This is a genomic window from Paenibacillus sp. FSL H8-0260, from assembly GCF_045040625.1.
Classification (GTDB): domain Bacteria; phylum Bacillota; class Bacilli; order Paenibacillales; family Paenibacillaceae; genus Paenibacillus_AQ; species Paenibacillus_AQ odorifer.
Genome location: NZ_CP150298.1, coordinates 4,476,734 through 4,490,822, shown reverse-complemented (window position 1 = coordinate 4,490,822; position 14,089 = coordinate 4,476,734). Strand labels below are relative to the sequence as shown.

Here is a 14,089-nt window from a genome sequence, read left to right as displayed (position 1 = left end):
TCTTTTCAGAATTTTGATTCGTATTATTTTTGCATGATAGATGATATATCAACTATAAGGGGGAGAGAAATGCTTTAAGCACTTCTTACATTATTCAGCACATGTGTTAGCAAAGTCTTTAACGTTGAGTAATCTGAAGCAGATAATCCTGACTCGATAATTTCGTTTAAATTGACTGTCACCTCATTTATAGTATTCTCTAATTTCCGTCCTTCTTCTGTTACATATACATTTACCGCTCGGCGATCTTGCGCACTTGTTACTTTGTGTATGTAACCTTTGCTCTCTAAGCTGGCGATCATTCGGGCAACACTGGCTTTGTCCTTACCAAGATTAGCAGCAATCTCGTTCTGAGATAGACCTTCTTTCTCAAGCATCAGAGCCATAAGTAGATGCTGTTCAGGTGCAAGTCGAAAAGGAGCAAGTAACTTTGTTAAATAATTTGCTATTTCTAAATGCAAATCTCGAATGACCAAACCTAAAGGTTCTCTTGAATCCATATGATCTCTCCTAATTGAAGAATAGATGATATATCAACGTTATTGATTTGTCTATATTAGCATAAAGTTATGTATGCTTGTCAAGTTAAAGAAAATGAATTGAATCATAGACTTAGATACAAGCGGCAAAGTTGTTTAATGCCCAATCACTTGATGATACATAGTCATATGCTGTTGTGAAATTTAAAAAAATTAATTAGGGAGGGATTTAAATGGGGTATAACTGTGTTGGGGGCGTTCAAGAACAAAAAAAGGCTCCAGTTTGTATTAATCCTTGGACATCAACGGGTACGATTCTTGTGCTTTACATTCTTCTCGTCATTATCCTTAAAACTTGTTGGATCTAGAATTCATGTAAATTGATGCCCCAAAGTTTTTTTCTTCGGGGCGTTTCTTTGTTTTCTTTAGTTAGATAATAGACACGTTAAGGATTCAGGATAGACTTAACGGGAATAATCGGGTTGTGTCATAGAAATAGGCTGAGGATTGGCAAGTACCCATTGCACCGCCAGCTCGCATAATCTGGCTGGTTGCTCATTGCCAGCGATGTTGCGGAACCGTTTGGCGAGTACAGCTGCCTCTTGAACAAGGACGGGCTCTAAAGGCGTTCCCGTGCTAAAATGCCGTATCAGTGCATCCAGCATTTTACGGTAATCGGCATCCCAGTTTCCTCCGCCATTATTAAGGATTTCATGAGACACCCGCCCTGTGATGCGGATAACCTCACCCTGTACCGTTATCGCGTGTCCTGAAGCAGGGACAAGAAAATCCCACAGCTCTTGGTGCTGTGCGGGCCATGCGGCTTCCGTTACCTCGATAGGAGAGATTCCATCATGTCTCTGCAGTTTCGCTATAGGCTCGACATCAAATTGCCGGTACAGCTCCAGGAGAGCATTTGCAGTTTCATCCAGTCGATCTTTATTGTAATTTGTTCTGACGAATTCAAAATCCTTGCCGATACGCCGCACGGATTCCTTCATCTCCGGCGTGATTACTGCTCCTGCATCCAGCATAATTCGCGAGATTTCTGCCATGTGAACTATATCGATATTCCGGCATTGTAATAATCCTTTGGCGAGAGGAGTGTTTTTTCGGTTATTTTCTGCATGGACATTTGCGCCGCGTACCACCAGATCACGCACTACTTTTGTTTTGTAAGAAGCAGCTGCTGAGTGCAGCGGTGTCTCATTCTGGTAATCCAGAGCTTCCATATCTGCACCTAGTTCAAGGAGTAAGGGGACATTTCCGGACCAGGTTGCAGCCTGAGCATGAAGAGGGGTACGCTTATAGTTGTCGGCAGCGTTGATGTCAGCACCCTGCTCCACAAGCCAGGAAACCATCTCATCCGGTATTTGCCGGAAGCTGAGGGCGGTACCTTTGCTGTAACCCCCACGGGCATCCCATTCGCATAGCTCAAATACCTCTTTTAAGGCAGATATATCATTCGTTTTAACCAGCTCGGCAAAATTGGCGGGTAATGTTTTTTTCTTTTTGCCCATCTCATTTTTCCGCTCCTTTATTAATAGATAAATAGCAGATAACTTCTTGCAAGTTTATCATATAGTAGAATTGAACACTAATTCATGCAGGACGAAAAGGTTGAAGATATAAATGTAACTTTATTGGAAAATAGTGGGATATCGTTTATATGGCGATCTCGAAATCATAGACTATTAGAAAATGAAAACATTAAGCTTGTGTCTTGGAAATATATTCGAGATTTACGAAGGACATCGAAATTACGCTAACACAAGGCAATCAGACAAAGTGATCGACTCTGCCTTTTTTGATTTTTTAAGTTCGTTCATTTCTAATTTTTCTGAACTCCTTAGGAGTTATGTTTAAGTGTTTTTTAAAAGACTGGATAAAGTGATTTGCGTTATTGAAACCAACTCGCTGTGCGATTTCAGTTATCGTGTAGTCAGTTGCTATTAACAAATCACAGCTTTTATTAATGCGATATTTAATTAAGTAGAAATACGGAGTCATATGGATACTTTTCTTAAAACCTCGAGTGCACTCCGATACACTTAGATGTGCTGTATCTGCTATTTCCTTCAATGTCAAATTATTAGAATAGTTTTTGTGAATAAAACTAAGCATTAATTGTAGTCTCTCTTGCTGGAGTCTGTTATATTTAGACGATTCCTCAGAGGATAGAGAAAAATTTGATATAAGGATTAACCATAACTGGACTGTTTTGATAGAAACTTCGTACTCCCATCCCCATTTTTTTTTCGATTCAAATTCTTTTTTCATATCCCAAAGAATTTGTAGGATTTGATTATGCCAGTCCTTATCTCCTTTGATTTCTAAACTTAACAAGAATGAATTGGTATACGGAAGTACATACTTTTTTTCCATTGCACTATCAGAATAAAAAGCAAGTAACTTCTCTGGGAAGTTAAAACTAACATATTCACCCTCTTGGTTAAGGTATGTAACAATATGAAGTACGCTCTTATTAATAAAGATGGCCTGACCTGCTTCTAAATCATAATTGATTCCGTTGACTTGTATGGTTAGTTTCCCTTTGGTCACTAAAGTAATTTGTAGTTCTTGGTGCCAATGTAGATCGTTAACCCCTCTGCCATTAGGAATAGATTCATAATTGGTATGAGTGTACATGATGTATGGAAATGCATCATCAGGAAATTGAATGGCTTCGTGCAATTGCTTTTTCAAAGTGCTTATTCTCCTTATTTGACGATATTTCAATATAAATTAAAGATATAGTTGCACAATATTGATATTGGCGGTGATATTATTATATCCAGCCTAGACTTATCATACAATTCTGTGCACAGGGATTGTCACACATTTTGGAGGAACTATGGTTAGTTCAAATAAACCGTCTATACTATTTCATCCGTTTATTCTGTTATTTATCAGTATTTTGTCCGTTTCTATCTCTTCAATCATGATTAAACTTTCAGATACACCTACTTCAGTGGCCGGGATGTATAGATTGTTTATTTCTGTAATCATCATGCTCTGTTTTACATCTGGGAAAATGGCTCGTTCTACTGAGATGAATAAAAAAGATTGGGTCATCGTTATTTTATCCGGCCTATTTCTAGGGTTACACTTTTTATTCTGGATGGAATCATTGGTCTATACTTCAGTTGCAAGCTCCATGGTGATCTTATCGTTACAGCCGCTATTTGTTATGATGGGGTCTTACTTTTTATTCAAAGAACATGTTAACCTGCTAACCGTTTTTTGCCTGATTGTTGCTCTTTTAGGTTCGATTGTTATTGCATGGGGAGACATATGGGTTTCGAAAGATGCATTAATTGGCGATGGTTTATCGTTAATTGGCACATTCTTTGCTTCAGTCTATCTGTTGGCCGGGCAAAAAGTAAGCGGCAAAATCAATGCAAGTCTATACAGCATTTTCGTTTTTTTTATTGGTGGTACTGTTATGCTCGTGTACAATTTGATAAATAATGTCTCATTAATTAATTATGCTTCATCAGATTGGATTTATTTTTTGCTTCTTGCAATAATTCCAACTATTTTTGGTCAATACATCTTTAACCTTTTGTTAAAGTCGATTGGAGCAACTACTGTCTCGGTTGGGATTATTGGTGAGCCTGTTCTTGCTATAGTCCTTGCATATCTATTATTAGGGGAAACTATATCATTATTCCAGTTTTTAGGTGGCATAATAACCTTACTCGGTATGGGAATGTATTTTTGGTCGAAATCTTTAAAGTACAACATTCAAAATAAGTGAATGAGTAGTTGGAAAATGTTTTAGCTAAATAGGGGGATGGCAAATGGTAACTATTGATGATTTTTTAAAACTTGATGTTCGTGTTGGAACAATTATTAAAGCGGAGTTTTTTGCAAAAGCAAAAATACCTGCGATTAAACTCCAAATTGATTTTGGACCAGATATCGGAAGCAAAACATCAAGTGCACAGATTACTAAACGATATAAGGCCGAAGAGATTGTAGGGCAACAAATCATTGGGGTAGTTAACTTTCCTGCTCGAAATATTGCGGGTTTCCAATCAGAAGTATTAGTTCTTGGAGGAATACCGGATAAAGGGGATGTGGTTCTCTTGAAGCCAGATATTAAATTACCTAATGGGACACCTATTGGGTAATATAGGGTAATTGTAGTATACAAAAATTGATAGTAATCGGAGAGAAGACAATGGAAGAATTAACAAGCTTAGCATCTGAAAGTATTGAGGCAAGTAAAACGGCGCTAGTCGTGATCGACTTGCAGCAGGGAATTGTCCACAGTCCAAAGCAGGGGCCGCATACAAGTGCTCAGGTGGTTGAGAATGCCAGCAAATTAGCCCAATCCTTTACGGAGAAAGGAGGATTTGTTGTTCTGGTGAGGGTGTCATGGCTAGATGGGCAAGATATGCTTAAACCTAAAACTGATTTGAAAATGAATTCCGTGACCTATCCAGAAGGTTGGGACGACATCGTACCAGAATTAGCGAATATCAAAAATGCACATCTGATTACCAAACGGCAGTGGGGGGCATTTTTCGGTACAGATCTTGATTTGCAGTTACGACGCCGCGGAATAGACACGATCGTATTATGTGGTATTTCTACCTCGATTGGTGTGGATACTACTGCTAGAGAAGCTTATCAGCTTGGTTATCATCAAGTTTTTGTAGAAGATGCTATGACCGCGATGGCTAAAGAAGAGCATGATTATGTATGCAAAACTATCTTCCCTCGCATAGGTAAGATCCGGTCGAGCGATGAAGTAATATCCATGTTGAAATAATATAAAAAAACCTCATGCTCTCTCTGTGATCTCAGAGATTGTCATGAGGTTTTTTAATTGAAATTATGTCTTACATAAAGATGAGGAGAAGTATCCCAGCTAAGAAGCAGTAATAAGAGAAATACTTCAAATTACCTTTAGCCATAATCCCCATAAACCAGCGCATGGAGAAATAAGTAACGATAAGTGTAGTAATAAATGCAATCAAGTATGGAATGGCTAGCTGCGAGCGGTTAGGATCGTGGGCAATATCAGATGCGCCCATAACGAGTCCGCCCAAACTGACAGGAATATAAAGCATAAAAGAAAAGCGTAAAGCAGTTTCTTGCTTCATTCCCACAGCGATGGAAGAGATGACAGTTGCACCAGAACGGCTTATCCCAGGAATAAGGGCGACTGCTTGGGCAAGTCCGACTATAACTGCATCCTTCGCTTTTAAGTCACCATCTTGTTTACGTCCGCGAAGGTTACGGATCAACCATAAAGCTACCCCTGTAACAAGCAAGGCGATGGATACGGTATGAACCGACGAGAAGATATCCTCAATCTGATCCTTGAAGAGTAAGGCAACAATTACCGCAGGCAAGGTACCGATGATGATGTACAAAGAGAAGAGGAAATCCGACTTATATTCCTCTTTGCGGGTCAGAATAAATTGAACGAATCCAGTGATCAATCTTCCGATATCTTTGCGGAAAATAAAACAAATCGCAATTAGTGAAGCCGTATTTGTTAAAATTTCAAATGATAGCCCATTTTGTTTTAAGCCTAGCAATTTCTGTGCGATGATCAAATGGCCGCTCGAAGAGACGGGGATTGGCTCAGTTGCCCCTTGAACAAACCCTAGAAACAAGTATTTAAGCCACAGTATAATATCTTCCATTTTACCTCCCAGTATTTTTGTAATCTTTTCAATCATATCGTATTCAATAAAGAAATGACAATAGAACCATCGTGCCATATTCAATTGGACGAGTTATACTAATTCATAAGACTATTAAATGAGGTGGAACTATTTGTAGTACATTACTAAAAATTCAGCAGCATGATATTCCAAGAGCAGCCAGTGTTCTGGCCGAAGCATTTGCCAAAAATGATCCGTTATATCAGCATATCTTGCCTGATGAATCAACCCGATTACGCGTGTTGAATATTTTTTTTCATCGTTACATTGAGATGTTGTATCCATATTCGGATTTACTAACGACTTCTACTAACTTTGAAGCAGTGGCTTTAGTGTTCCATTCGGAGCGTCAGACAGGGACAGTGATTTCGAACGTCAGGTATATGAAACAGATAGTCCTTGCGATAATTAAGTCATTGCCGATTTGCCGAATCATTGGGGTGCGAGGATTTATACGTGGTTTATCTATTTTGTGTAGTATGAGTTCCTTGTGGTTATCAATGTTTGGGGATCAGAAGTATAAACATTTGGATATGCTTGCAGTGCAGGATCAATATCGAGGTCAAGGATATGTATCAAAAATCATGACACCGCTACTCGCGGAATGTCGTATGAGCAATACGTTATGTACATTAGAGACACAGACACCGAGCAATTTGCCCATTTATGAGCATTATCAGTTCCGTACGGTTAAGGTCATTCCTCTACCTAATAGTTCACTTGAGCAGTATTGTATGGCGTTTACGCCAGGAGTTGCCGAGTAGTTAATAAAAAGGGCGGTCCCATTCAGCCATTTCATGATTTTGGGGCAGTCTTTTTTTTGCGGAGTCTATAAGGGTTAATGAAGCTTCAACAGAAAAATCAGGGCATTTCTCCCTGTAATTCTACGATCTTTGTCATCCGGCTAGAATCTATTATTTTGTTTAACAAAAATAGCATAACCTTTGTAGGATTGTTATAATAGAAACATATATTCCCGTGCTTCAGAACCCTATACAGGATGTATAGGGGTTTTATTTCTTTTAGTGAGGGAATCGAGAACAAGTATGGGGTTGTCCGTACAGGGAAAAGAGGATCGGAGAGTTCCGCAGGAAATTTTAAATTATGAAGTGATGGCGAGGTTAGCAGAAAGATGAATTGGTCGGATTTTGGCGAACGAAACAAACGATTGAATCCCCTGTGGAATTTGGGGGCTGGCATGAACCTTGGCGAAATCCAACCTTACAAAGAAATGGTATCTTTAAGCGTTCTGCTGCAAGTCTATTATCTGGAGCTAGAATCGAATGATAGAAGATCCAAAGAGGATATTATTGAGCTTACTTGGACTGCGCTGGAACGTTTTAATATCGCCAATCTTGGGACTACCGAATCCGTAGAGCGTCTCGTGGACGGTTTATTGTGGAGCGGGAATGGTGGGGATTTCGAATCCTTTTTCTATGATGATGTGACCCGGCAAATGTCCGTGCAGAAATATAAGTATTTCATGGTGGATGAGGATGCGACTCGCAGCAGTTGGGAAGAGAACGGCAGAACCATCTATCGTCTCTCTGAATATGCAATGGAGCTCATTTTTATGAGCCATGAGATTATTGATGAATTTCAGATCAGCATCAAACTGCTCGAGATTCAAATGCATATTAAGCATGGGCGCGTAACTCGGGCTCTTCAGGATGTTAATGAACTGATCTCCCGTGTCCGCAAGATGACCCAGCAACAGCAAGAATACCGCAATGCGTTACGCCGTAATCCAAAGCATATTTTTAGTGAATTCGGGGTAGCTCGGCATCAGCGACTCGAAGAGATTCATCATCAGTTCGAGGAGGAACGCAAACATTTTGACAGTATTCACCGTTCTCTGGCCCGGCTGGCCAATGATGAGAAAGACGTGATCGACTTCAATGAGATCCGTATTCTCTCTGAACGAGTCGAGCTTTCTAGGCGTGTACACGATGAGCTGGCTGAGGTGGTGTTGAATATTTTTGAGATGGAGACCAATTTAAGGTTGAACTTCCCTGAATTATTCTGGGGAGCAGCCGGGTTTAACTTCCGTACACATGTATGGGAGGAATGGGTGAAAGAGGAGGGGCTGCCAAGCGGTGACAGTCTTGAACTGCTGCTCAGTGGATTATTCGCTCCGAATCAGGACTTCGTTTATCCGCTTCCTTGGGCTTGGGAGGAACAAGAGGTAGGATTTATCCCCGACTTAGTGATGGATGATTTCGAAGATGAGGTGGACACAGAGCCTGTTCAATATATTCCTAAAGGTATTCCATGGGCAAAAGTAGTAGAGCTGTGGAAGCCGGTTTTTGCTGCCTTGGCTGAGCAGGGAAGCTTTACCTTTACTGCAGACGCTTTTTCCGCCGAAGAACTAACAGGGTGGGCAAACACACCGGATGCTGTTGATCTGTGGGTGCAGTTTTTTCATACTGATATTTTAATGCAGGAACAGGCACCAGAAGGTGGTAGCGGCGTTTCTGATGAATGCCAACAGCTAATCCAATATGTACTTGCAGAAGATCTTCTGTTGGAGAGTTTACGCGGCAAAACGCTGCGGACGAGCATTGCTCCAGAACCAGCCTCAGGGGTACGGTGTTCTGGTCTGGATATGAGTCCATATATGATTATGATCGTGGAGAGGTGAGAAGTTACTAACATGAGTTATACATTAGAACAGGTACAGCAAGCTTCGCGGCTATTTTTTGAATTGCTCCGTAAAAAAGTAATTCCTCTCGATGACCCTGCAGCGGCAGAATGCCTTCAGGATGCAGGAACTTATGATGCACTTCAGTATGTTGCTAAAGAAGGGGGCTGTCGGGTGATGAATTCCGGGCACCGTCTCCATCTGCTAGTTAATCCGCTAGGGTCAGTGTTTGCAACCAATTTCACCCAGTTGAAGAACAAATATTCACGTGTTGAGCGTAAAACTCACTTACATATTATCAATATTATTATCCTGGTTTTTCTAGCCGAAATGGATCAGGATGAGAATCATTTTAAGTCGGGGCAGGACAGTATGTCCTATATTCAAATTGCTGATCAGGTGTCGTCTCTCTTTCAGACGTGGATTCAGATGGATGAGGAGGGACGATTCAGCCAGCAGTGGCAGCTTGATATCCAAGCGATGTTTAAGGTATGGACCAGTCTTTACATGCAGACTAAGAGTCAGGAAGAGAGTGATCTTCTGACCAGAGGCGCAGGCTCACGAATTGGGCTGATTCATGAAGGCATGAAACTTCTGGAAGAGGAGAAACTCGTATTCATCTCTGAAACAGAGAAGCGTATCTTTCCTCGGGAAGAGCTTTATGAGAGAATGCGTTATTTATATCATGATGTCGATCGATACCAGGAATTAAAGAGCCTCATTGGAAGAACTTTAGCTGAGAAAGACGGTGCTACCTATGCCGCGGATTGAACGCATACGAATTACAGGACTTAAATACGAGAAGATGCTCAAGAAATACGACGACATGATTCTGGACCTCTGCAACGAAGAGGGACCCGCTAATACGCTTATTACGCTCATGAATGGCGGTGGAAAGGGCGTACTGCTGCAATCTATTTTCCAGCTATTGATGCCCAAAACACCATGGGGCAAAGACAGTGAGAACCAGGTTGAGGCATTCTTTCATAATCATAAAAAACAACTTAAACCGTACACTTTTCACGTAGCTATCGAATGGCATCTCGACAACAATGAGCGCAATGAGTATATGACCACGGGAATCGCTATGACGGCACATAATTCGCTTGATCAGCAGGATATCAAAGTGGATTACTTGCTGTACGCACTTACAGATTACGGTGAAGCGGCTGAACTTACGCTATCAACGTTGCCGTTATTTGACGAGGTGACTGCTGAACCTACGAGTTTTGAAACGATCCAGCAATTTGTGCGCGATCGGCGGGGAGAGATTGTACCTTTTGGCAGCCATAGCTCGGATTTGAAAAGATATTATGACTACCTGGCTACCCGGGATATCCATATCGCCGAGTGGCGTAATATGCGGCGGATCAATGGTGAAGAGGGCGGTATCAAAGGTTATTTTAAAAAGAATGATGCCTTCACCAATCATAACTTGTTCGAAAAGCTGATTATTCCTGAAATCGGATCTAGTCTGAATGAAGGATTAAAGGAAGACGACAATACGCTGCAGCGGATGTTTATCGATACAGCAACAGTGGCTCAGCGCTTGCCGATGCTTGAACAGCGGGAGCAGGTCTATACAGAGTTTCTTAGTATGGCTGCACCACTTTATGAGCTGGTAAAACTAGGCGTGGAAGCAGAAAACGTAGTTCAAGAAACGGAATTACGTGGACGCCAAATCTATACGGTTATCTATGAAGAGCAGAGAAATGCAGAAGCTGAGCGAAGTAAGATTGCTGATGAACTGGCTGGACGTTATCAGGATGCGAAGCAATTGCGCTTTGAGACAGACAATCTTAAATACTTACGCAGCAAGGAAGAAACGGAACTGAAGCAAGAAGAGTTTAAGAAGCTCAGTGATGATCAGAGCCGTGCGCGTGGTCGGCTGGAGGATTCCAAAGCGCAAGAGAAGAAGCTTGAAGTAGCTTATTTTCTGGCTAAACGGTTGCTCCATACCCGGCAAATTGAGCAGTGGCAAAAAGAAATTCAAGCTATCGAAGGTTCTCTGGAGATGAAAGAACGGCAGGAGGTCATTCAGGCAGCCAAGGAACAGCTGCGGAAACAGTGGGATGTGGTGTTTAATCTCTGGCAGCAAACGATCAGAGAGTTTGGGACAGCACAGCAAGACCTAACGGCGGAAGAGAGAAGATTGCGCAAGGAAAGGGAAAGTTTCTTGGTAGAGCTGGCCGGGCTGGATAATCAGATCAATGATTTGACCTTATCTATTCGCCAATACACGGAAGAACTCGGAGCATTCGCAGCCCAATATGGGCAGGATGCCGCCCATTCTCCGGCAGCTGCCCTGCAGCGTACGATCTCAGCGGCCAAAACGATTCTTCAAGACATTGGAGACTTGGAAGAACAGCACAAGCAGGAAGAGATTCGGAAGCTGGCACTGCATAAGAGTCATGCTGAGCTGAGTGAGAAACGGCGTTCTTATGAGCGTGAAGCGGACGAGCTTGGGGTTCTGCTTGAGTCACAGACTCAGAAAGAATCCCAATTATGGTCACAGCTCGTTGTACTGCTGGAAATGTATGAAGAGCATAATCGTTTAGGAGCTACTGGCCTTTTTGAAGAACAAGATGTTATCCCGGCACGTTTTATCCGAAAAATAGATGAAGTAGAGCAACAGACTAAACGTTCCAGAAGGGATTACTATAATCAGCTCATGGATGTGGAACTTCAGAACCAATCCTACTGGCTACCCAATTCAGATATTCTGACGGTCAAAGATACACTCGATTCGTTAAAGATTCAATCAACACTAGGTAGTTCCTACTTAAATGACCGTCCGTATCTTGAACGTGAGGAAGAACTGGAGCAATATCCGTTACTTCCATATAGTTTGATTATGACCCGGCGCGAAGCTGATAAAATTCAGCCGGAACTGATGAAGGACACCTTGCTTAAATCAGCGGTGCCGATCTTTATCCGTGAAGAGATGGCAGCTTCGCATCAAGATCAAGCATCCTTCATGCTTTTTGCGAATCAAGGGCCGCAAATGGTCTTGCAGCCGGATCGTTTCCAGGATTGGAAGAGCAGTATTCAGGGGAAGCTCAAAGAACAGGAGCAGATCCTTCAGGACTCTGAAGCTTATTTATCTAAGTTAAAATCGGTGCGTCAAGAATATGAACGTTTATTCCAAACCGAGAATACCATGACGCTTACAGCCAAGCAGGATGCCCTTATTAAACTGCAGGCTGAACTTCAGCAGAGCATTAACAATCTGAGCCATGAGATGGATGAGAACGAAGGGACGCTTACCCGGATCGGACGGGAGCTCGCTGAGAACAAAGTTCTAAGTGTGGAGCATGAGCAGAGAGCGGGGGTTCTGCAAGCTTGGATTGAACGGACGAAGAAACAGGAACAAGATTATAAGGAAAAACAAAAAATAATCGAACGAAAGAATCTGGTGAGCAAAGAGTTAGCAGGTAAAGATCAGCAGCTTGAACACCTAAAGGTGCAAATGGAAAGCTTGAGTGGACAACGCAATAAATGGACGAGAGAAACCGAATATGCGATGTTCCCCAGACTGCAACGATGGTTTCCTGAGATAGTTTTCCCAACAGATCACCAGCTTTCTGATGAAGGAGAAGTCATACCTATAGATCCTGTAGAGCAGAATCTTCTCTTGCAGCAGCTCAGTACCGTGGAAAGTCTACAGCAATCATTAACTGAAAATGAACTGGAAGTTCGGACAAGAGCTGCACAGATTAAAGCAGCAAGCGAGAATCTGGCTGAGCTTGAATCCAGCCTGAATCAAGTGGATGTGAATTGGCGGAAGGCGACTGAACCTACGGAAACGTCTGAGACCATTATGGCTGCAAGAAATCACCAAAAGACGGATACTACTTCGTTGGAGGAAGACTATCAGATTGTTCACGACGGTTACATCCGCTGCCAGACTGAATTGGAGAACTTGCAGAAAGAGTTGCGCAAAGTAGAGAAGGGGATCAAAGAGAAACATGAACGTGCCGTGGAGCTTTGGAATGAGGCGCTAGGGGATAAGGAGACAGAAATTCAGGAGCGCTGCCAAGCGAATGAGCTTATGCTTAATCAGTGTAAAAGATCCTTGGACCGAATCGATGTCCTCCTTCAGACTTTATCCAATCAAATCAAAATAATGAACGCGCATATTGAGGATCGCGTCAACCTACGGAGTGTGCCAGAAGAAATAACGCTGAGGGTTAGAGAAAGCTGCGAGCCTCTAGTAGCCGACTGGCTTCTCCGCATTAAGGATAGCCGGATTAGACAGGATGAGATCTCCAAAAAGGTGAAGGAAGAGAAAAATTCCTTAACCGAAAAACTTGCGAAAAATGAACGGAATTCCGAACTGGAGACCAAGATTCTAGATCGATTGAATACGGTCCATTGGGATAATTTCGCCATTGCACTGCAAGTCCTAGATTCCATGCTACGCAGTTCGCGCGATCAGATCGAGAGCATTCAAAGCGATAAGGAAGGCATGGATCTCTCCCGCAAGATGTGGGTTGGCCGGGCATCTCTACGAGTGGTTCAAATCATTGATATTATGAAGCGAATGGAACGCCGGATGATTATTCATAACGAGAATAATTATGCCTTCCCGCTGGTACGTCTGAACTACAAGAATATCAATGTGCCAAGAACAAGCGATGAGGTAGAGCCGATGGTGAGTGACTACTTCAATCAATGCATCAATGAATTGCTCAAAAAGTATCCCAAGATAGAACAAGTGCCGGCGCTGGTAATCAAAGAGGTTATTAATGACGGACGAATTGTCTATGCAGCGCTGCAGAACCGCTTTCCGATACTTCAAGTGTATAAACCGGTAACGGAGAATTATTTCCTCTACGCCGCACCGGAAGATTATCATTATTCGGACTGGGAGATTATTAATCGCGGCGCACTGGATGAAGCAGTCGGCAGTGGTGGGCAACGTCAATCTGTACAGCTGCTGGTCGCAATGATGATCATGACGCATAAACGGGTGAATCGTGAGAATAAAGGCTGGACGGTCTTTTTATATGACAATCCTTTCGGAGAAATGGTCTCCAATAACGTGCTTGACCCCGTCTTTGAAATTTCCAAGGCGCTCAAATTCCAATGGCTGATTGTTACGCCGCCGGAGCTGGTGAAGAATGATGTCAGCGTGCGCTTTGGCGTGTATTGGCAGCTTTATTTTGGAGGCGTCAAAGGGGACATGCTGGAATCGACCCTGATCAAGGGAGGAAGAAAGCTTATTCCTGTCTCGTTGTTCTGAGTATGGAATGAAACTTAAAGAAGCTCCAGTATGCATCACG

12 protein-coding genes are annotated in these 14,089 nt (G+C 42.3%); 8 read left to right on the top strand and 4 right to left on the bottom strand.

Translation table 11 applies throughout. The features are described from left to right. Positions 1-74: 74 nt before the first annotated feature. Positions 75-500, bottom strand: a complete 426-nt coding sequence (locus tag MHI51_RS20000; RefSeq protein ID WP_076183004.1) for a MarR family winged helix-turn-helix transcriptional regulator — start codon at positions 498-500, stop codon at positions 75-77. 266 nt (positions 501-766) lie between these two features. Here MHI51_RS20000 and MHI51_RS19995 point away from each other — a divergent pair, with 266 nt between their 5' ends. Beyond that, a complete protein-coding gene (locus tag MHI51_RS19995; protein ID WP_232061537.1) occupies positions 767-847 on the top strand; it encodes a YjcZ family sporulation protein in 81 nt (26 codons plus the stop codon). A gap of 96 nt (positions 848-943) precedes the next feature. On the opposite strand, the gene MHI51_RS19990 is transcribed toward MHI51_RS19995, so the two are convergent. Together MHI51_RS19990 and MHI51_RS19985 are read right to left on the bottom strand one after the other, a co-directional pair. Beyond that, positions 944-1,999 (bottom strand): ankyrin repeat domain-containing protein, encoded by a 1,056-nt coding sequence (locus tag MHI51_RS19990; RefSeq protein WP_405173213.1) that lies wholly within the window; start codon positions 1,997-1,999, stop codon positions 944-946. A gap of 295 nt (positions 2,000-2,294) precedes the next feature. Next, positions 2,295-3,185: a helix-turn-helix domain-containing protein gene (locus MHI51_RS19985; RefSeq protein ID WP_405173212.1), complete on the bottom strand. Its 891-nt coding sequence runs from the start codon at positions 3,183-3,185 to the stop codon at positions 2,295-2,297. 148 nt (positions 3,186-3,333) lie between these two features. Between MHI51_RS19985 and MHI51_RS19980 the strand changes: the two genes are divergently transcribed. Genes MHI51_RS19980 through MHI51_RS19970 form a run of 3 tightly spaced genes read left to right on the top strand, consistent with a single transcriptional unit; the run spans position 3,334 to position 5,259 of the window. Next, positions 3,334-4,239 (top strand): DMT family transporter, encoded by a 906-nt coding sequence (locus MHI51_RS19980; RefSeq protein WP_076304884.1) that lies wholly within the window; start codon positions 3,334-3,336, stop codon positions 4,237-4,239. A gap of 43 nt (positions 4,240-4,282) precedes the next feature. Beyond that, a complete protein-coding gene (gene csaA, locus MHI51_RS19975; protein WP_076134367.1) occupies positions 4,283-4,615 on the top strand; it encodes a chaperone CsaA in 333 nt (110 codons plus the stop codon). Positions 4,616-4,665: 50 nt separating this feature from the next. Then, entirely contained in the window at positions 4,666-5,259 is a 594-nt protein-coding gene (locus MHI51_RS19970) for a hydrolase (RefSeq protein ID WP_076127313.1), read from the top strand. Positions 5,260-5,329: 70 nt separating this feature from the next. Here the strand turns inward: MHI51_RS19970 and MHI51_RS19965 are convergent, their stop codons facing one another. Next, a complete protein-coding gene (locus MHI51_RS19965) occupies positions 5,330-6,142 on the bottom strand; it encodes an undecaprenyl-diphosphate phosphatase (protein WP_036688882.1) in 813 nt (270 codons plus the stop codon). 548 nt (positions 6,143-6,690) lie between these two features. Here MHI51_RS19965 and MHI51_RS19960 point away from each other — a divergent pair. The 4 genes from MHI51_RS19960 (at position 6,691) to MHI51_RS19945 (ending at position 14,049) form a co-directional block, all read left to right on the top strand. Next, complete coding sequence (locus MHI51_RS19960; protein ID WP_256718939.1) at positions 6,691-6,927, top strand: hypothetical protein; 237 nt, start codon at positions 6,691-6,693, stop codon at positions 6,925-6,927. Between the two features lie 368 nt (positions 6,928-7,295). Continuing rightward, a complete protein-coding gene (locus tag MHI51_RS19955) occupies positions 7,296-8,804 on the top strand; it encodes a hypothetical protein (RefSeq protein ID WP_405173211.1) in 1,509 nt (502 codons plus the stop codon). 12 nt (positions 8,805-8,816) lie between these two features. Then, positions 8,817-9,575 (top strand): DUF6063 family protein, encoded by a 759-nt coding sequence (locus tag MHI51_RS19950; protein ID WP_342409940.1) that lies wholly within the window; start codon positions 8,817-8,819, stop codon positions 9,573-9,575. After that, positions 9,562-14,049, top strand: a complete 4,488-nt coding sequence (locus tag MHI51_RS19945) for a hypothetical protein (protein WP_405173210.1) — start codon at positions 9,562-9,564, stop codon at positions 14,047-14,049. The genes MHI51_RS19950 and MHI51_RS19945 overlap by 14 nt, the downstream gene beginning before the upstream one ends. The last annotated feature ends 40 nt before the right edge of the window (positions 14,050-14,089 follow it).

Coding starts and splice junctions, on each gene's coding strand:
- MHI51_RS20000 (WP_076183004.1), bottom strand. CDS start 500: ATGGATTCAAGAGAACCTTTAGGTTTGGTCATTCGAGATTTGCATTTA.
- MHI51_RS19990 (WP_405173213.1), bottom strand. CDS start 1,999: ATGGGCAAAAAGAAAAAAACATTACCCGCCAATTTTGCCGAGCTGGTT.
- MHI51_RS19980 (WP_076304884.1), top strand. CDS start 3,334: ATGGTTAGTTCAAATAAACCGTCTATACTATTTCATCCGTTTATTCTG.
- csaA (WP_076134367.1), top strand. CDS start 4,283: ATGGTAACTATTGATGATTTTTTAAAACTTGATGTTCGTGTTGGAACA.
- MHI51_RS19970 (WP_076127313.1), top strand. CDS start 4,666: ATGGAAGAATTAACAAGCTTAGCATCTGAAAGTATTGAGGCAAGTAAA.
- MHI51_RS19965 (WP_036688882.1), bottom strand. CDS start 6,142: ATGGAAGATATTATACTGTGGCTTAAATACTTGTTTCTAGGGTTTGTT.
- MHI51_RS19955 (WP_405173211.1), top strand. CDS start 7,296: ATGAATTGGTCGGATTTTGGCGAACGAAACAAACGATTGAATCCCCTG.
- MHI51_RS19950 (WP_342409940.1), top strand. CDS start 8,817: ATGAGTTATACATTAGAACAGGTACAGCAAGCTTCGCGGCTATTTTTT.
- MHI51_RS19945 (WP_405173210.1), top strand. CDS start 9,562: ATGCCGCGGATTGAACGCATACGAATTACAGGACTTAAATACGAGAAG.